The organism is Paracoccus yibinensis, assembly GCF_030846195.1.
Classification (GTDB): Bacteria; Pseudomonadota; Alphaproteobacteria; order Rhodobacterales; family Rhodobacteraceae; genus Paracoccus; species Paracoccus yibinensis.
Window position 1 is genome coordinate 80,159 of the sequence record NZ_JAVCWH010000006.1, and the last position, 18,402, is coordinate 98,560.

Consider the following 18,402-nt stretch of genomic DNA (forward strand, 5'->3'; position numbering starts at 1 on the left):
CCCCCGAACGACCATGCGCCGTCTGATCTCGACCGCCTTCTATCTGTTCCGCTACGGCATCCTGTCGGCCACGCTGATCGTGATCGGCGGCTTCCTGATGGCGACCTTCGCGGCGGGCGCGGGGGCTGGCGAACCGATCCGGCAGCACGCGGCGGCGGGGATGGTGCTGGCGGCGCTGCTGCTGCCGGCGCTGCTGCTGCCCCGCGCCAAGACGCGGCGGCGGACCGCCAGCCGTAGGCGCAAGAAGCCCGGCCCCCGGCCCCGCCCGCGATCCAGTCCGCGTTCCAAGCCAAGCCCCGCTTCCTGCCCCCGCGACGGCCTGGCCTTCGAACAATGGGTCGCCGACAAGATGGAAGCGCATGGCTGGCGGGTCGATGTGACCGCCGGATCGGGCGATCAGGGGCTGGACATCATCGCCCGGCGCGACGGCCGCAAGATCGGCGTCCAGTGCAAGCGCTACGACGGCCCGGTCGGCAACAAGGCGGTGCAAGAGGCCTTTTCGGGCCGCGCCTTTCACCGGGTGGACGCGGCCGTGGTGATCACGACCGGCCATTACACGCCAAGCGCCAAGGCCCTGTCGCGCAAGACCGGGGTGCATCTGCTGCATGTCAAGGACATCCCCCGGATGCGCAGGCTGGTCTGACCTTACCCCGCGCCGCTGGTCCGGGGCCGTTCGGCTGCGATCCCGGCCACGATCGCCTCGAAGGCGGGACTGGCGGCGATCTGGTCGATGGTGGCCGCCAGCCGGGGGCGCCAGTTGGGATATTCCCCCGCGGTGCTGGGCAGGTTCACGGGCCGTCTGTCCTGGGCCAGATCCTCCAGCCGGGCGGCCATCAGGCGCGCGGGCGTGCGCGCGACATAGCGGTGAACCGCCACCATCAACTCCAGCGGCACGTCGTCGCTCTCGCCGATGTCATCGGCCTTCGCCAGCAACCCCGCCTCGCACAGCGCGCGGACCAGCTCCCGCCGCTCGGCCGGGCGGGCGTCGGCCTGCTCGCGGCCGGTTTCGGCGCCAATCAGCCCGAATTCCACGCGCAGGGCGATGTCCTTCCCGGCCCACCATCCCAGGAAGGTGGGCAGATCATGGGTGGACAGGCAGGCCAGGGCGGTTTCGGGATAATCCTCGGGGGCAAGGAAGGCCGCGCCGTCCCGTTCGAAGAACAGGATGCGGTATGACAGGATGCCCGCCTGCTCCATCATCTCGCGGAAACCGGGGGGGACGTTGCCCAGATCCTCGCCGATGACGATGGTCCGGCTGTCGTTCGAGGCCTGGGCAAGCGCCCGCAGCATGTCGTCCAGCGGATAACGGGCATAGGCGCCCGCATCCGCCCCCGCGCCCTCGGGGATCAGGAAAAGCTGCCACAGCCCCAGGGCGTGATCGATCCTGACCGCCCCTGCCCGGCGCATCACGCGGCCCATCAGCGTGCCCAGGGGCGCGGCGCGGCTGGCGGCCATGGCGGCGGGCGACAGCGGCGCCAGGCCCCAGTCCTGGCCCTGTTCGTTGAAGTAATCGGGCGGCGCGCCGATGCGCACGCTGGACAGCACGTCGGGATGGCCCCAGCTTCCCGACCCGTCCCCGGCCTCGCCCACGGCGACGTCGAGGTAAAGCCCGATCGCCATGCCCGCCGTCTTGCAGGCCTCCTGCGCGCGGGCAAGCTGGATATCGGCCTGCTCCTGAAGCCATCGGTAGAAGGCGACATCGCCCGCATGGTCCGCGGCGAAATCCGCAACCGCCTGGCCCTCGGGGTCGTGCCAGTCGTCGGGCCAGGCCCTCCATCCCGCGCCGTGCCCCTTCGCGGCCATATCGGCCGAGATCGCGTCGAACAGCGCGTGCCGGTCCAGGTCGGCCCCGCCCTGTCGCCTGAAATCCTCGGTGGCGTCAGGCCTGTCCAGGGCTTGCCAGACTGCCCGCAGCGCCGCCATCTTGACGCGGGCGACGCCGGGATAATCGACCAGTTCGGTCGCCCGCAGCCGGTCAAGCTCGGCAGCCTCGACCATGCCGGGATCAAAGCCGGGGATCCGGTCCACAGCCAGGTAAAGGGGGTTGAGAAACCGCCGGTTCGACGGCGAAAACGGGCTGCACCGCGCCGGATCGGCCAGGAACAGCGCGTGCAAGGGGTTGAGGCCGATGAAATCCGCGCCCCGTTCCGCCAGAACGGGGATCAGATCTTCCAGATCGGCGAAGTCGCCGATGCCCCAGTTGCGCGCCGACCGCAGCTGGTAAAGCTGCACGGCCACGCCCCAGCATCGTCCGGCGTCGGGCAGATGGCAGCGCACTCCCGGCGGGGCCTCCAACGCCTGGGGCCGCATCGCCGCAGCATCGTGCCCGAAGGCCTTGACCAGGCCCTCCAAGGTGCTGTCGGGAACCCGGTTGCGGGTTCCGCCCATCCCCTCGTATTCGGGCTGGATGCCCAGTTCGCGTGCCCGCTCCGCAATGTCCGCCATGCCGTCGTCCCCCTGCCCCGCCATTGCGGAAAAACGGGACTGGCGAGGGGATTGTTCCGCAGGAAACGCAGCCCCCCTGCCCGAAAGGACAGGTTCCCCCGGAAGCGATCGCCAGACATAAAAGCCTTATCAGCCTGGCGGCGCCTGTTGTCCTGTCGCCTTTTACCCGGTATCGCCGCCTGGCTGACATTTCCCCCCATTCCTTCCTGCCGGCCAGGCCTTCGCCCGGGGCCGGTGCCGTTCGGACCACGCCATGAACATCCCCCTGACCCACGCCCTGGCCCTGCCCTGGGCGGCCGAGACCACGCCGATCCTTGCGGGTTTTGAATGCGGCAGGCTGCACTGGAACGGGCACGACCTGCTGCATTCGACCGGCCACCTGCCCGATGCGGCCATGGCCCATCACTATGCGGTCGCCCGCGAGCAGGGGGTGGCGGGGGCGCGGGACGGGCTGTCCTGGCGCCACGACATCGCCGCGCGGGTGGGTGCCGCGCCGGCCGGATTTCCGGTGATCTGGGATCTCGTTCATTTCGACGCCCCGCCCCGGCCCGTGCAGCACGCCCTGGCCTGTTGCCAGGCGCTGCCGCCAGGATCCTGGGCGATCGCGGTCAACGAACCCTCGGTCGGGCGGCGCGTGTCGGGCATGACGCCCGGCCGGGCCACCGACATGGCGCTGCGGATCATGGCCGCCGCCGCCTGCCTTCCCGACCCGCCGCGCTTTGCGACCTGCGATCCCTTCCACCACCTGCATCCCAGGGTGTTCCGGGCCACCGACCGGCTGGTCGCCAGTGGCCATGTGCGGATGGTCGGCGTCAACTATTACCCCCACCACGCGGTCGAGCCGCTGCACCGGGTGCTGCGCGCCGTCGCGGACCGCTACCGCCTGCCGGTGATGATCACCGAGACCGGCTGGCACCAGGGCCTGCGCGCGGCGCACCGCCGCTTTCCCCATGTCCGCGACCGCTGGGACTGGCTGGCCCATGTGCAGGCGGAAATCGCGTTGTCGGGCGTGCCGGTGGCGGGGCTGTGCTGGTATCCCTGGCTGGACATGCCCGCCTGGGACAACCCCGCCCATGGCCGCTGGCCCTGCGGCTGGCCGGGGCGCCAGGCCTGACGGGTCAGCGGGCGGGCGCTATCCGCCAGATGGTGTTCGACAGGTCGTCCGCCACGATCAGCGCCCCGCGCGGATCCAGCGTGACGCCCACCGGGCGGCCGCGGGTGTTGTCCTCGTCTACCAGGAAGCCCGTCATGAAGTCCACCGGCTCGCCCGCCGGGCGTCCGTCGCGGAACGGCACGAACACCACCTTGTAGCCGACCGGCGGATTTCGGTTCCAGCTTCCGTGCATCCCCACGAAAACCCCTTCCGCGAATTCCGCGCCCATCACCGGGTCCGAGAACGCCACCCCAAGCGCCGCCACATGCGCACCCAGGGCATAGTCGGGCACGATCGCCTGCGCGACCTTTTCAGGGTCCTGCAGCTGCGCGCGCGGATCGACGGTCTGCCCCCAATAGCTGTAGGGCCAGCCGTAAAAGCCACCCTCCTGCACCTCGGTCAGATAGTCGGGCACCAGGTTCGGCCCGATCTCGTCGCGTTCGTTGACCACGGCCCACAGCCGGCCGGTGTCGGGCTGGATGGTCAGCGCGGTCGGATTGCGCAGGCCCGTGGCATAGGGACGGTGCATCCCGGTCCGGGCATCGATCTGCCAGATCATCGCCCGGTCCTCCTCGGCCTCCATCCCGCGTTCGGTGATGTTGCTGTTTGACCCGATCCCCACATACAGGAACCGCCCGTCCGCGCTTGCGGTCATGGCCTTGGTCCAGTGGTGGTTGATGACGGACGGCAGCTTGGTCAGCGTCACCGGAGGCCCCTCGGCCTGGGTCTGGCCATCGATATAGTCGAACCGGACCACGGCGTCCTGGTTGGCCACGAACAGCCCGCCGTCAATCAGCGCCAGACCATAGGGCGAATTCAGCCCCTCGGCAAAGACCCCTTGCGTTTCATAGGTGCTGTCGCCATCGGCATCGCGCAGCAGGGTCAGCCGGTTGCCGCCCTCCACCGGGCTTTTGCCCAGGGCCTTGATGAAGCCCGCGATCACGTCCTTGGGCCGCAGGGCCGGGGCGCCCTGCCCCTTGCCCTCGGCCACCAGGATGTCGCCATTGGGCAGCACCAGCGTCTGGCGGGGAATCTTCAGCCCGGTGGCGATGGCGGTGACGGTGAACCCATCGGGGACGGTGGGAAGGTCGTCGCCCCATTGCGCCGGGCGGGGAATCACCATCTCGGGCAGAAGCCCGCGTTGCGGTTCGGGCAATTCGGGTGTCGCCCCGGTCGCGGGGGATTGCGCGGCGGAACCCAGCGGCAGGACCGCCAGAACAGTCATCATCAGCAATCCGCGCATCACGCCCACTCCCGGAAACCAAGATAGCCGGTCCAGGACGCCAGCAGCGCCAGGACGGCGGCAATCGCCGACAGCCACAACCCCTCGGGCATCATGGCCCAGGCGTCCTTGGCATGGACCAGGGCATTCACCAGCCCAAAGCCCCAGGCCGCCAGCAGCAACAGGGCATGAACCAGCCGCCGCCGGTCGCCGCCCCGGTGGCGGATCAGCCCCGCCAGCGACCACAACAGCGCAAGGCCCCCCAGCAGCAGGCCCCCGGCATTCAGCCATTGCGCAAAATTCGCCCACTGGATCTGGAAGGTCCGGGCATAGGCCAGGTCGCTGGCCAGCGTCCCCAAAAACAGCGGGAACAGGAAGGCCAGAAGAATGGCGTGAAGCGGATGCAGCGGCCGGGGCGGCGCAACGCTTGATCGGGGGGCAGAGAGACTGGCCACGGGGGGTTCCTTCCTGTCGGGCGTCAACGGGCCAACGCCCCCCGGCGGCGATGGTTTCCCCCTGCCCTATTCCCCCTCGGTCTCGGCCATCAGTTCGGGCGACATGTCCTGCCAGAATGCCGCGATACGGGCGGCGTTCAGGGGCGACATCCATCCATGACGCTCGAAATCCTCGCGTAGTCGGGCATCGGCAAGCTGGCTCATGAACAGGCGCCGGTCGGCGTCGCGCTGCGTGGGGGTGCGCGCCTTCACCGCCGCAAGGATGCGGCGCAGCCGCTCGGCCCGGGGCGAGGATGGCGCGGGCGTTTCGGCCTTCTCGGCGGGTTTGCCGTCAAGCGCCGCCGTCAGATAGCCGATCTTGCTGCGCACCCCCTCCTTGCCCTCGACATAGGCCAGCTTGGCCATCACCTGCGCCTCGCCGTGCAGGTTCAGCCATTGGCGGGCCAGCCGGTCACTGACGCCCAGGGCGCGCAGCCGGGCATAGACCGGGCCGTGCCGCGCCCCTTCCCCGTCGTCCATGTCCAGGATCGCAAGCTGCGGGTTTTCCCGGATCAGGAAACGGATGTCGGTGACCGCGCGTCCGGTCTTCTTCGTCTCCGGCGTCAGGATGATGTTGCTGGTCCGGCTGACCTCGGCCACGGCGGGCTTGATGATCTTGGCGTTCAGGTGCTTGAACGTCTCGTAATAGGCGGACCCGTCCACCCCCATCAGGCGGCGGAACAGCTCGATCGGCCACCAGCCGGTCGATCCGGTCCTGACGAAGCGATAGCAGTTCTCGTACAGCGCCAGCGCATGGCCGCTGGTAAAGCGCCGCTGAATGTTCAGGTTGATCAGCGCAAAGACCTTGGGATCATGCAGCTTCTCGGCCAAGGCCGGGGAATAGGCGTATTCGCACACGCCCCCCTTCAGGCGCGCAAAGGACAACAGACTGCTGACGCCCCATTCCTGCTGGCCCTTCTCGTCCAGCATGTCCCATTCCGCGACCGTTTCGGCCAGGCCCCGCAGCGACTGCTTCAGCGTGTCGAGGTCGTTGGAATTGTATCCGATCATCAGGCACAGGGTCCGCGCGTCGATCTGGTGGCGCGTGCTGCTGATCAGCGTGTCATAGGCATTCAGCAGCAGGACATTCGACAGCTTGCGCTGCAACAGCGTCAGCTTGCCCGACACATGGATCGCCGCCACATGCTTCTTGACCGCGCCCCGGCGCAACGCGCCCGTCAACTGATCGCGGGGAATGTCCTGCATGGGCCTGTCCGGTTCGGATGTATCTTCCTGGCATTATGGCGCGAAGGGTGCCCGCCTGCAATGCCGTGACAGGCACCTTGGACGCGCCTTTGCACCGCACGCAGTGATCCCGGAAACGGGTGCCTGACTGTTTCGGGAGGCATCAAAGGCATCCGTTTGCAGGATGGAGAACCGGTCTCCACCCCGGTCAAAAAGGCGGTTCGGCAGTTTTTCCGGCGGAAAACGACGTTTCCTGCGAATCGGTGCCTCTCGCCCCGGAATCGGGCACCCTTGATCCCGGAATCGGGTGCCTTTTATCCCGGAAACAGGTTCCTTTTCATGTTTAATTGTTTGAATATGATAGGGAATGTGCGCCTGAAACCTCTTAAAGAGAGTCATAGAGCTTGAAAGCGAGGGGCGATTTCTTGAGGAAAGTCTTAGGGTTTCGCGGCGAAACGGGGGGCGATATGCGGAATTTACCCCTTCCATGTCACAAGCTTTACGGAAATACCTGCAACTACAGCACATCGTTGGAAACGTGACATGTCCTCTGGCAAAGATCCCTTGCCCCCTTACTTCAACATAGACCCTGCCAAAGCAGCGCGGCGGCTGTCCGATCCCATCGACACCGCCCGATTCGCCAAGGCCGCCGCCTTCGCCACCCGAGGCCGCCAGGATCTGGCGGAACGCGGCTATGCCCCCGACGGCCAGAAGCGCCTGCGCCGCTTCTCGACCTGGGAGGTCTGCCGATACCTGATCCCGGTGGCCCCCGCCCATTTCCGCCGGGTCTTGCGCAAGTTCCCCGACCTGCCCCAGGGCACCGGTGAAGGCAATTCGAAGTGGTTCACGTTGGAAGACGTGCTGCGCCTGCGCGACCATTTCGCGGCCGAGGGCGCGGCGGGCCGCGAATACCGCCCCTGGCGCCCCGAGGGGCTGCCCGCCAAGACGATCGCGGTGGCCAATTTCAAGGGCGGCGTCGGCAAGACCTCGACCGCGGCGCATCTGGCCATGTCGGCGGCGCTTGACGGATACAAGGTGCTGGTGATCGACCTCGACAGCCAGGGCAGCATGACGTCGATCATGGGCGGCAGGGTGGCCGACGAATGGTCCACGGCCTTTCCGCTGCTTGCCCGTGACTATGCCCTCGCCCTTCAGGACGAGAACCGCGTCCGCGAGGCTGCGGGCCACCCCCCCCTGCCCTTCGACGAGACCCTGACCGAGGCGCTGACCATCACGGCCCGCGACCTGATCCAGCCCACGCATTGGCCCAACATCGACCTGGTGGGGGCGCAGCTGAACCTCTACTGGGCGGAATTCCAGGTGCCGGTCTGGCGGATGGGCCTGCGCGGCTGGCCGTTGTGGGACGCGCTTGGCAATGCGCTGACCAAGGACCGGATCGTCAACGACTATGACATCATCATCCTGGATACGCCGCCGGCGCTTGGCTATCTGACCATCAATGCCTTGGCCGCGGCCGACATCCTGCTGGTGCCTCTGGGCGCGTCCTTCCTGGAGTTCGATTCGACAGGCCGCTTCTTCGACATGCTTTATTCCACCTTCGCCAGCGTCGAGGACGGAGAGAATGCCGCCCGCCGACGCGAGGGGTTGCCGGAAATCCGCTTCGAATGGGACGCCGTGCGCGCGATCATCACCCGCTTCGACGCCGCCCAGCAGACCGATCTGGCCAATGTGATCCAGGCCTATTTTGGCGATTTCATGACCACCTTCCGCCAGGAAGTCACCGCCATGATCGGCCAGGCGGGCGAGCAGGTGAACGGAATCTACGAGGCCGATTATCGCGAATTCAACCGCGACACCTATGTCCGGGGCCGGGAGACCTTCGACCGCACCTGGGCCGAGGTCAAGGAGCTGATCCTGGGGGCTTGGTGGCGCGATCTTCAGATGGAACAAGCCGAACAGGAGAAGGCAGATGGTTAAGCGCAGGCGCCTCGAAACCCCCAGCAGCGACGACCTGACCCGGATCGAAGAGGAGTTTCGCCGCGAAACCCATGGCCGCCCCTCGGTCGGGCCGGGGATCGCCCCGATCGCCCAGGTGGCGGCCGACAGCGCAGCGGTCGCGCCCACCGAAGGGGCCGATGCGCGTGCCGCGCGGGCGCGCGACCAGGCCGATGCCGAGCGGCTGCGGCACGCCGAAGGGCAGGGGCTGCTGATCGCCGAAATCCCGCTGGACCAGATCGACGAAGGCGCGATGATCCGCGACCGGATGGTCATGGGCGAGGACGAGATGATGGAACTGCGCCTGTCCATCGCCGCCAACGGACTGCGGCTTCCAATCGAGGTGTTCAGGCTGGAGGGATCGGACGGGCAGGGGGCGCCTTATGGGCTGTTGTCCGGCTATCGCCGCCTGCAGGCCTTTCGCGCCCTGCGTGACTTGGCGGGGTCGGAAAGATATGGCCGCATCCGCGCCCTGGTCCGCCCCCGGACCGAGGCCGACGCCGCCTTCGTCGCGATGGTCGAGGAGAACGAGGTTCGCGAGGAGCTGAGCCATTTCGAACGCGGCCGCATCGCCGTGATCGCTGCCAACCAGGGCGCTTTCGCCAATGTCGAGGACGCGGTGAACCGCCTTTACGCGACCGGGTCCAAGGCCAAGCGGTCGAAGGTCCGGTCCTTCGCGCTGATCTTCGAGGAACTGGGCGACATGCTGCGCTTCCCCGAGGCGCTGACCGAAAAGCGCGGCCTGCGCCTGTCTGCGGCCTTGCGCAACGGGTCCGAAGGCAAGCTGCGCCAGGCCCTGTCGTCGGGCGCCGCCGAGGATGCAGACCAGGAATGGCAGTTGCTGGAGCCCGTGATCTCGCAGGCGGAAGCGGCTCCGCGCAGTCCCTCGCGCGGCGGACGTCCTCGGTCAGGCCAACCTGCCCAGTATGGCTGGCTCGATGACCAGACCCTCCGCACCAGCAGCGGCGTCACCATCAGGCACGCCCGCGACGGCAAGGCCCATATCCTGCGCATCGAAGGGAGCATGATCGACAACGACCTGATGGAAAGCCTGATGCTGGAGATTCGCGCGCTTCTGGAACGGTAGGTTTCGCGGCGAAACCCCGAAGTTGACGTAAGGTCAAGGTTTACCGGCGGGCATCCATTGCCCATGTTGCCTGCCGAACAGAATCTGGAACCCCTGGCATTCCTGCGACAGGAACCGGGGGGCGCTTTCGGCGTTCCGGCTGGTCCTTTCGACCAGTCGGTCGGTTCGGGGAGAGAACGTGACGAAGACGAGAGACCTGGCGATCCTGTCCCTGATCGCCGTTTTGATATGTGCGGTGTTCATCCTTGACCTTTATGTCCGCCTGGGGACGGCGGTCTGGCTGATCTATATCATCCCGCTCGCACTCAGCTTTTCGACCGCCTTGCCCTGGGCGCCGGTCGCCGTTGCGGCGATATCCTGCGGGGCGATGGCGGCCGGATTCTTCCTGGACGGACAAGCCGGCATCGACCCGCGCATCGCCGCGGTCAACCGCACGATGGCCGGGATCGTCTATCTGATTCTGGGCAACATGGGCCGCATGCTGATCGGCAACCGCGAGGCCATGCACCGCGAGGCCTGGATCCGCGAGGGAGAGGGCCAGGTCGCGCAGGCGGTGCAGGGCGATCCCACGGCCGCGCAACTGGGCCGGGATGTGCTGCGGGTCCTGGCAGACCGGCTGGGCGCCCGTGCCGCCGTCGCCTATGCCGTGGACGGGCAGGGGGTGGAACGGCTGGCGGCTTGGGGCGTCGATGACGGGGACAACCCAGATCGGGACCGGGGCACGCCCGGCCACCTGACCCGCGCAATCGCCGAAGGTCGGGCGGTGCATCTGACGCTGGACCCTGGTCAGGCGCTTGGCTGGGGGTCGGGCCTGGCGCGGGGGCGCGCGGCCCATGCGCTGATCGTGCCCACGCGCGAAGGACGGCTGACCGACGGCGTGCTGGAATTCGGCTTCGACGCGCCGCCGCCGGGCAGGGCGATCGACCTGCTGGACCGGGTCGGCGAACGGGTGGCCCTGGCGCTGCGGTCGGTGGCCTATCGGCGGCGCCTGCAGGATCTGCTGGAGGAAACCCGCCACCAGGCCGAGGAACTGCGCAGCCATGCCGAGGAACTGGCCGCCACCAACGAGGAGCTTGAGGAGCAGAGCCGCGCCCTGCAGGACAGCCAGCGGCGGCTTGAGGAACAGCAGGTCGAACTGGAACAGCAGAACGGCCGGCTTGAAATCCAGACCCAGGAGCTTGAGGATCAGCGCGACGCCCTGGCCCGGTCGCGCCGCAGCCTGGAAGCCAAGACCATCGAGCTGGCGCGCGAAAGCCGCTACAAGTCGGAATTCGTGGCGAACATGTCGCATGAATTGCGCACGCCGCTGAACGCGCTGCTGATCATGTCGCGGCTTCTGGCCGAGAATCGCAGTCGCACCCTGACCGACGAACAGGTCCGCTGGGCCGAAACCATCGAAAGTTCCGGCAAGGATCTGCTGGTCCTGATCAACGACATCCTGGACCTGTCCAAGATCGAGGCGGGCAAGATGGAGGTCGCGCGCGAAACCGTCGATCCGGGCCAAGTCGCCAGGAAGCTGGTCCGCGCCTTCGAGGAACAGGCCCGCACCAAGGGGCTGGAACTGGGGTTTGAGCTGGCGCCGGGGCTGCGCTCGATCCAGACCGATCCCGCGCGGCTGGAACAGGTCTTGCGCAACTTCCTGTCGAACGCGTTGAAATTCACCGAACGCGGCCGGGTGACGCTGCGCATCGCGCCCGCGCCCGACGGCATCGCCTTTGCCGTCGCCGATACCGGCATCGGCATCGACCCCGACCAGCAGGACGCGGTGTTCGAGGCGTTCCGTCAGGCCGACGGCACGATTTCCCGCCGCTTTGGCGGCACCGGCCTGGGCTTGTCGATTTCGCGCGAACTGGCCGACCTTCTGGGCGGACGGATCGTGCTGGAAAGCCGGAAGGGGCAGGGCAGCACCTTCACCCTGATCCTGCCCGATGGGGCCGACAAGGCCGCGCCCGCGCCCCTGGCCCCGTCCCGGCCCGCGCCGGATGTCGCCGGGGCAGGGGAGGAGCCAGAGGAGGACAACGCACCCCTGGCCGCGCTGCCCGGCCTGTCGGACGATCGCGACCGGATCGAGCCGGGCGACCGGGTCATGCTGGTGGTCGAGGACGACGCGGCCTTCGCGGGGATCCTGTGCGATCTGGCGCGCGAACTGGGCTTCCGCTGCGTCTGCGTGGATCGGGCCGATGATGCGGTGCGCGCGGCGCGGCGCTTCATGCCCCATGCGATCGTGCTGGACATCCGCCTGCCCGATCATTCCGGCCTGTCGGCGCTTGACCGGCTGAAGCGCGACACGGCAACGCGCCATATCCCCGTGCATGTCATATCAGCCGAGGATTACATGCGCGAGGCGATGGCCCAGGGGGCGATCAGCTATATGCTGAAGCCGGTAGCGCGCGAACAGCTGGAAACCGCCATCCGCAACCTGGAACAGCGCCTGGAGGGCCGGCTGCGCCGCGTGCTGATCGTCGAGGACGATCCCGCCCAGATGGAGGGACTGCGCGCCCTTCTGGCCAGCGACGAGGTCGAGACCGTGGGCGCGGGCACCGCGGCGCAAGCCTTCGAGATCTGCCGCAGCCAGACCGTCGATTGCATCGTCCTGGACATGACGCTGCCCGACGCGTCCGGGTTCGATCTGCTGGAACGGCTGGACGGCGATGGCACCGCGTCCTTCCCGCCGGTGATCGTCTATACGGCCCGCGCGCTCGACGAGGTCGAGGAACAGCGGCTGCGGCGATACTCCAAGTCGATCATCATCAAGGGCGCGAAATCGCCCGAACGCCTGGTGAACGAGGTGACGCTGTTCCTGCACCAGGTGGTGTCGGAACTGCCCGAAAAGCAGCGGCAGATGCTGGCCGCGTCGCTCAATCGCGACGCGCAGCTTGAAGGACGGCGCATCCTGGTGGTCGAGGACGACATCCGCAACATCTATGCCCTGACCGGCGTGTTCGAACCGCACGGCGCCACCGTGCAGATCGCGCGGAACGGTCGCGAGGCGCTGGAGGCGCTTGGCCGGATCAACGACGGGGCCGCGCCCAAGGTCGATCTGGTCCTGATGGACGTGATGATGCCGGAAATGGACGGGCTGACCGCCACGCGCGAGATCCGCAAGATCGACCGCTGGAAGACGCTGCCCATCATCATGCTGACCGCCAAGGCCATGGCCGAGGACCAGAACCGCTGCATCGAGGCGGGGGCCAACGACTATCTGTCCAAGCCCCTGGACGTGGACAAGCTGTTGTCGCTGACCCGGGTCTGGATGCCGCGATGACGCTTGCCCCCGTCGCCGCCGATCCTGCGGATGTGGTGGAACTGGACCTGTTTCTCGAGGCGCTGCATCGCCGGTGGCACTACGACTTCCGGTCCTATTCCCGTGCCTCGCTGGTCCGGCGGGCGGATCTGGCGCGGCAGCGGCTGGGCTGCGCCAGCCTGTCGGAACTGCAGGGGCGGATCCTGCGCGACGCGGCCGTGCTGCCCGACGTGATCGACGCGATGACCGTGCAGGTCAGCGAACTGTTCCGCGACCCGACCTATTACCTGGCGCTGCGCCGCGAGGTGATCCCGCATCTGCGGACCTTTCCGTCGCTCAAGGTCTGGGTGGCGGGCTGCGCGGACGGAGAGGAGCTGTATTCCCTGGCCATCCTGTTCCGAGAGGAGGGATTGCTGGACCGGACGCTGTTCTATGCGACCGATCTGAACCGCCGCGCCCTGGCCCGGGCCGAGGCCGGCGTCTATCCGATTGACCGGCTGCCGGATTTTTCGCAGAATTATCAGCGTGCAGGCGGGGCGGGGACACTGGCGGATCATTACACGGCGGCTTATGGTCGGGTGGCCTTCGACCGTCGCCTGCGCGAGCGGACGGTCTTTACCGAACACAACCTGGCCGCCGACCAGGTCTTTTCCGAGGTGCATCTGGTGTCCTGCCGCAACGTGCTGATCTATTTCGACGCCTCGCTTCAGGACCGCGCCCTGGGCCTGTTCGCCGAAGGGCTGGCGCGCGGCGGCTTCCTGGGCCTTGGCTCGCACGAGACGCTGCGCTTTTCGGCCCATGCGCGGCACTTCGCGGCCTTCGACGAACCCGGCCGCATCTGGCGGCGCATCGCCAGCCCGGAAGACGCCCATGCCTGACAGACCCATCCGGTTCCTGATCGTGGACGACATCGCCGAGAACATCCAGGCGCTTGACGCGCTGCTGCGTCGCGACGGGCTGGTGATCGACCACGCCCAGACCGCCGCCGAGGCGCTGGAACTGATGCTGGTCCACGACTATGCCCTGGCGCTTCTGGACGTGCATCTGCCGGGGACCGACGGTTACGACCTGGCCGAACTGATGCGGTCCACCGAACGGACGCGGGGCGTGCCGATCATCTTCGTGACCGCCGCCGAACGCGACGAAACGCGCCGCTTCCGCGGATACGAGGCGGGCGCGGTGGACTACATCTTCAAGCCCATCGACCCGCTGGTGATGAAATCCAAGGCCGAGGTGTTCTTCCGCATCGGCAGGCAGGCCCGCGACCTGCAACGCCAGCACGACGAGATGGAGCGCATCGCCCATGACCGCGACCGCGCGGCCAGCCTGCTGCGCGCCCATACCGACAATTCGCCCCTGGCCTTCGTGACGCTGGACCAGGATCTGGTGATCCGCGCCTGGTCGAAGGGGGCCGAACGGATGTTCCGCCGCGATGCCGCCGACCTTCTGGGCCGGCCCGCGACCGAGACCGGCTGGCTGGATAAGGCGGGGGCAGAGGTGCTGGCGGGCTGGCTGTCGCCCGGCGATCTGGCGCCGCGCCATTCGGCGGAACTGCCCCTGGGCCATGCCGACCGGGGCGCGATCCCCTGCGAGATCCATGGCTCGATCCTGACGGGCGGCAACCGGCGCACCCTGTCGCTGCAGATCCTGGACATCACCGAACGCCGGCGCGCCGAGGAGGTGCGGTCCCTGCTGGTGGGCGAGTTGAACCACCGGATCAAGAACACGCTGGCCAATGTCCAGGCGATCGCGCGGCAGGGTCTGCGCCGGTCGGGCAACCTGGCCGAATTCGAACAGGGTTTCGTCGGCCGCCTTCAGGCCCTGTCGCGCGCTCATTCGATCCTGTCGGATTCGACCTGGTCCAGTGCGCCCCTGGACCAGTTGATCGACGACCTGATCCGGGCGGGCACGCTGGACGCCGACCGGCTGCGCCGCAGCGGGCCTGCGGTGCAACTGACCCCCGACACCATGCTGCGAATGGCGCTGACCCTGCACGAACTGGCCACGAACGCCGCCAAATACGGCGCGTTGTCGGTTCCGCAAGGGGCGGTGCATCTGGACTGGGCGGTGCGGGACGGCGGCCTTGTGCTGACCTGGCGGGAAAGCGGCGGACCTGCCGTCACGCCGCCCGACCACACGGGTTTCGGATCGGACCTGATCGCCGCCGTGACCGGGGGCGACAACGATTCCGTCCATGCGGACTGGCGCCCCGAAGGCGTCGTCTGGACCCTTCGCCTGTCCGAGGGCGTCAGCCCGCTGGTCAGCAAAGCCGCCGCCGTCGAGGCGCCGCCAAGCGCGGTGCCGGGCCGGGCGACGATCCTGCGCGGCCGCAACATCCTGGTGGTCGAGGACGAGCCGCTGGTGGCGATGGATATCCAGGCCGAACTGGAACATGCCGGCGCGGGCCAGGTCCATGTCGCCCGCACCGTGGACATGGCCCTGTCAGCCCTGGCCGAGGTGCGGTTCGATCTGGCGCTGCTGGACGGGAACCTGAAGGGGCAGCCCGTCGATCAGGTGGCCGACCGGCTGCGCCGCGAGGCCGTGCCGTTCTGCTTCGTGTCCGGCTATGGCCGCGAACACCTGCCGCCCGGCTTTGACGAGGCGCCGCTGATCCAGAAGCCCTTTCCCCCCGCCTCGCTGCACCAGACCCTCAGCGAGCTTCTCTACGCCCGCGCCGCCCGCGCCGCCGAGTGATCCTCCTAGGCGCGGCGCATCGATGGGCGCCGCAGGGATCGGCGCCTCGCTGGTCCTGGGCCGGATGAGAAAGGCGCTGCATTTCCGCAAGGCCGCCCATCTGCAAAACCCGTGTTCCGGCCTTTGCTGCGGTCTCTGATCGCTCGAAATTCCTGTGATCGACAAGGGTAAGGCCCTGCGCCCGCTAGCCGGACCGGCCAAGGATTTCCTCGATCTCCTGCATGGGATGCGATTCATTCGGAACGCGTAATGGGTGTGCTTTTTGATCTAAAGCAAAGACGCGGTCCCGGCCGCAACCTATTCAGACCGCATGGAACGCGCCACATATCCATATAATCTGCGGCTTTTGCTGCTGATTCTGCCGGTGTTTCTGCTTTTGGCGGGAACATGGGGGCAGGGCTTCGCCTATGCGGCCGAGCCGATGACCGTGGTCCTGTGCAGCGACGGCGTGATGAAGACCGTCACGCTTGATCCCGAGGATACCGGCCACGATCCGCAGGACTGCCGCGATTGCCCGGCCTGCGCGCCGCCGCTTCCCGCAGCCCTTGCCCCGGCCGCCCCGGCTCCGCGCCCTGCGGACCGGGGATCCGCCATCCATCCAGGCGGGACCGATGCCGCCGTCCTGACCCGCAGCGCCTGTGGTCCCCTGTCGCGCGGTCCTCCACGTCAATCTCCCTGGTTCCGCGCATGATGTCCTTCCGCCTGTCCCCGCATCGCCTGCTGCTGTCGGCCATCGTGGCGCTGACCTGGCTTGTGTTGTCGGTCCCGCTGCCTGCCGCCGCCCAGACGGTGCTGGCCCAGCTTCTTCCCGACCAGATCGCATCCGACCTGGTGCCCGGCGCCGAGGGCTTCGGCCCGCTGCGCGAGGACCTGGCCGTGGCCCCCGTCCTGAAGGGGGGCGAGACGGTGGCCTGGGCCTTCGTCACCTCGGATTTCGTGGGGACGACGGGCTATTCCGGCAAGCCCATCCATACGCTGGTGGCCGTGGACCCTGACGCCAGGATCGCGGGCGTCCGGCTGGTCAAGCATTCCGAACCCATCGTCCTGATCGGCATTCCCGAAGCCAAGGTCCGCGCCCTGGTCGAGGGCTACAAGGGCCTCGACCTGGTGGCCGAGGCGCAGTCGGGCGGCACCACGCACGAGGTGGACATCATATCCGGCGCCACGGTGACGGTGATGGTGATCGACGATTCCATCGTGCGGTCGGGCCTGAAGGTCGCGCGCGCCCTGGGCCTGGGCGGCCTGGCCCCCGAGGCTGCCGCGACCGGCCCGCGATACGAGATCGACATGACCGCCCCGGCCCCCGCCGACTGGGCCACGATGGAGGGCGACGGCACCCTGCGCCGCCTGTCGCTGGATGTCGGCCAGGTGAACGGGGCCTTTGCGGCCAATCCTGACACCCGCGCGGGCCAGCGTGCCCTGACCGAGGCACCCGAGACCACCTTCATCGACATGCAGGTGGCGCTTGTGTCCGTCCCCGCCATCGGCCGCGCGATCCTGGGCGAGGCGGCGGATGCGAACCTGCGCGGCTGGCTGGCCGAGGGTGATCAGGCCATCGCGGTCTTTGGCGACGGTCTCTACAGCTTCAAGGGGTCGGGCTATGTGCGCGGGGGCATCTTTGACCGGATCGTGCTGATCCAGGACGACGTGTCGGTGCGTTTCCGCGACCGCGATCACCGCCGCATCAACGGCATCGCCGCCGAAGGCGCCCCCGGTTTCGCCGAGATGGACCTGTTCCGCATCCCGGCGGGCACCGGCTTCGATCCGACCAAACCCTTCCGCATCCAGTTGCTGGTGCATCGAGAGGTCGGGCCGATCGAGAAGGTCTTCCACACCTTCGATCTGGGCTATGAACTGCCGCCGCAATACCTGCGCCAGATCGCAGCCCCCGCGCCCGTTGCCGCGCCTGCCGCCGCCACCCCGGCCGCGACCGAGGAAACCCAGGCCCAGGCCGAATTGTGGAAGCGCATCTGGCTGGACGCGCAGGGCAAGATCGCCGTGCTGGGGGTCATGCTGGCGGTGCTGACGGGCGTGTTCTTCTTCCAGCATTACGTGGTCAGGAACGAACGGCACTTCTACATCTTCCGCATGGCCTATCTGGCGGTGACGCTGGTGGTGCTGGGCTGGATGTTCAACGCGCAACTGTCGGTCGTGAACCTGATGGCGCTGTTCGGCGCGCTGACAACCGGCTTCAGCTGGCAGGCCTTCCTGCTGGACCCGCTGACCTTCATCCTGTGGTTCGCGGTCGCCGCCGCCCTGCTGTTCTGGGGGCGCGGCGCCTATTGCGGCTGGCTGTGCCCGTTCGGCGCGCTTCAGGAACTGACCAACCAGGTCGCGCGCAAGCTGCGCATCCCGCAATGGACCCTGCCCTGGGGCCTGCACGAACGGCTTTGGCCCTTGAAATACATGATCTTCCTGGGCCTGTTCGGCGTCAGCCTGATGAGCGTCGAGCAAGCCGAGCGCCTGGCCGAGGTCGAGCCGTTCAAGACCGCGATCATCCTGAAATTCGTGCGCGCCTGGCCTTTTGTCGCCTATGCGGTGGCGCTGCTGGTGGCGGGGCTGTTCGTCGAACGGTTCTATTGCCGGTATCTGTGCCCGCTGGGTGCGGCCCTGGCGATCCCGGCGCGGATCCGCATGTTCGACTGGCTGAAGCGCTATCACGAATGCGGCAATCCCTGCCAGATCTGCGCCCATGAATGCCCCGTGCAGGCGATCCATCCGACCGGAGAGATCAATCCGAACGAATGCGTCAACTGCCTGCATTGCCAGGTGCTCTATCACTCGCCCAAGGTCTGTCCCGTCGTCATCAAGAAGATGAAGCGGCGCGACAAGCTGGCGGCAAGCGCGATCCCCGACCTGGGACGGCCCCCTGCGGGCCACCCGAACGCGGCGCGCGTCACCGAACCCTCTCTCTAAGACAAC

General features: G+C 67.7%; 13 protein-coding genes. 9 read left to right on the plus strand and 4 right to left on the minus strand.

Annotation, left to right across the window (positions count from 1 at the left end; genetic code table 11):
- The first annotated feature begins 13 nt into the window (after positions 1–13).
- Entirely contained in the window at positions 14–643 is a 630-nt protein-coding gene (locus RAH32_RS14030; RefSeq protein ID WP_306608573.1) for a restriction endonuclease, read from the plus strand.
- A 2-nt stretch (positions 644–645) separates the two neighbouring features.
- On the opposite strand, the gene malQ is transcribed toward RAH32_RS14030, so the two are convergent.
- Positions 646–2,445, minus strand: a complete 1,800-nt coding sequence (malQ, locus tag RAH32_RS14035; RefSeq protein ID WP_306608574.1) for a 4-alpha-glucanotransferase — start codon at positions 2,443–2,445, stop codon at positions 646–648.
- 253 nt (positions 2,446–2,698) lie between these two features.
- Between malQ and RAH32_RS14040 the strand changes: the two genes are divergently transcribed.
- Positions 2,699–3,559, plus strand: a complete 861-nt coding sequence (locus tag RAH32_RS14040) for a hypothetical protein (protein ID WP_306608575.1) — start codon at positions 2,699–2,701, stop codon at positions 3,557–3,559.
- A gap of 4 nt (positions 3,560–3,563) precedes the next feature.
- On the opposite strand, the gene RAH32_RS14045 is transcribed toward RAH32_RS14040, so the two are convergent.
- The 3 genes from RAH32_RS14045 to RAH32_RS14055 all read right to left on the minus strand — a co-directional run bounded on the left by RAH32_RS14045 (position 3,564) and on the right by RAH32_RS14055 (position 6,520).
- Positions 3,564–4,826 carry a PQQ-dependent sugar dehydrogenase gene (locus RAH32_RS14045; RefSeq protein WP_306608576.1) on the minus strand — a complete coding sequence of 421 codons (1,263 nt, stop codon included), beginning with the start codon at positions 4,824–4,826 and terminating at the stop codon, positions 3,564–3,566.
- Between the two features lie 14 nt (positions 4,827–4,840).
- Positions 4,841–5,275 (minus strand): DUF2231 domain-containing protein, encoded by a 435-nt coding sequence (locus RAH32_RS14050; protein ID WP_306608577.1) that lies wholly within the window; start codon positions 5,273–5,275, stop codon positions 4,841–4,843.
- A 66-nt stretch (positions 5,276–5,341) separates the two neighbouring features.
- On the minus strand, positions 5,342–6,520 hold the full coding sequence (locus RAH32_RS14055; protein WP_306608578.1) for a replication initiation protein: 1,179 nt from the start codon (positions 6,518–6,520) through the stop codon (positions 5,342–5,344).
- Between the two features lie 522 nt (positions 6,521–7,042).
- Here RAH32_RS14055 and RAH32_RS14060 point away from each other — a divergent pair.
- The 7 genes from RAH32_RS14060 (at position 7,043) to RAH32_RS14090 (ending at position 18,396) form a co-directional block, all read left to right on the plus strand.
- On the plus strand, positions 7,043–8,437 hold the full coding sequence (locus tag RAH32_RS14060; protein ID WP_306608579.1) for an AAA family ATPase: 1,395 nt from the start codon (positions 7,043–7,045) through the stop codon (positions 8,435–8,437).
- Positions 8,430–9,542: a ParB/RepB/Spo0J family partition protein gene (locus tag RAH32_RS14065; protein ID WP_306608580.1), complete on the plus strand. Its 1,113-nt coding sequence runs from the start codon at positions 8,430–8,432 to the stop codon at positions 9,540–9,542. The genes RAH32_RS14060 and RAH32_RS14065 overlap by 8 nt, the downstream gene beginning before the upstream one ends.
- 178 nt (positions 9,543–9,720) lie before the next feature.
- The gene (locus RAH32_RS14070) at positions 9,721–12,807 is read left to right on the plus strand and encodes a response regulator (RefSeq protein WP_306608581.1); all 3,087 of its coding nucleotides are present in this window, start codon (positions 9,721–9,723) and stop codon (positions 12,805–12,807) included.
- Entirely contained in the window at positions 12,804–13,664 is an 861-nt protein-coding gene (locus tag RAH32_RS14075; RefSeq protein WP_306608582.1) for a CheR family methyltransferase, read from the plus strand. The genes RAH32_RS14070 and RAH32_RS14075 overlap by 4 nt, the downstream gene beginning before the upstream one ends.
- Positions 13,657–15,480 (plus strand): response regulator, encoded by a 1,824-nt coding sequence (locus RAH32_RS14080; RefSeq protein ID WP_306608583.1) that lies wholly within the window; start codon positions 13,657–13,659, stop codon positions 15,478–15,480. Before RAH32_RS14075 ends, RAH32_RS14080 begins: the two co-directional genes overlap by 8 nt.
- A gap of 364 nt (positions 15,481–15,844) precedes the next feature.
- Positions 15,845–16,171, plus strand: coding sequence for a hypothetical protein (locus RAH32_RS14085; protein WP_306608584.1), 327 nt, complete (start codon positions 15,845–15,847; stop codon positions 16,169–16,171).
- Entirely contained in the window at positions 16,168–18,396 is a 2,229-nt protein-coding gene (locus tag RAH32_RS14090; RefSeq protein WP_373429714.1) for a 4Fe-4S binding protein, read from the plus strand. The genes RAH32_RS14085 and RAH32_RS14090 overlap by 4 nt, the downstream gene beginning before the upstream one ends.
- The last annotated feature ends 6 nt before the right edge of the window (positions 18,397–18,402 follow it).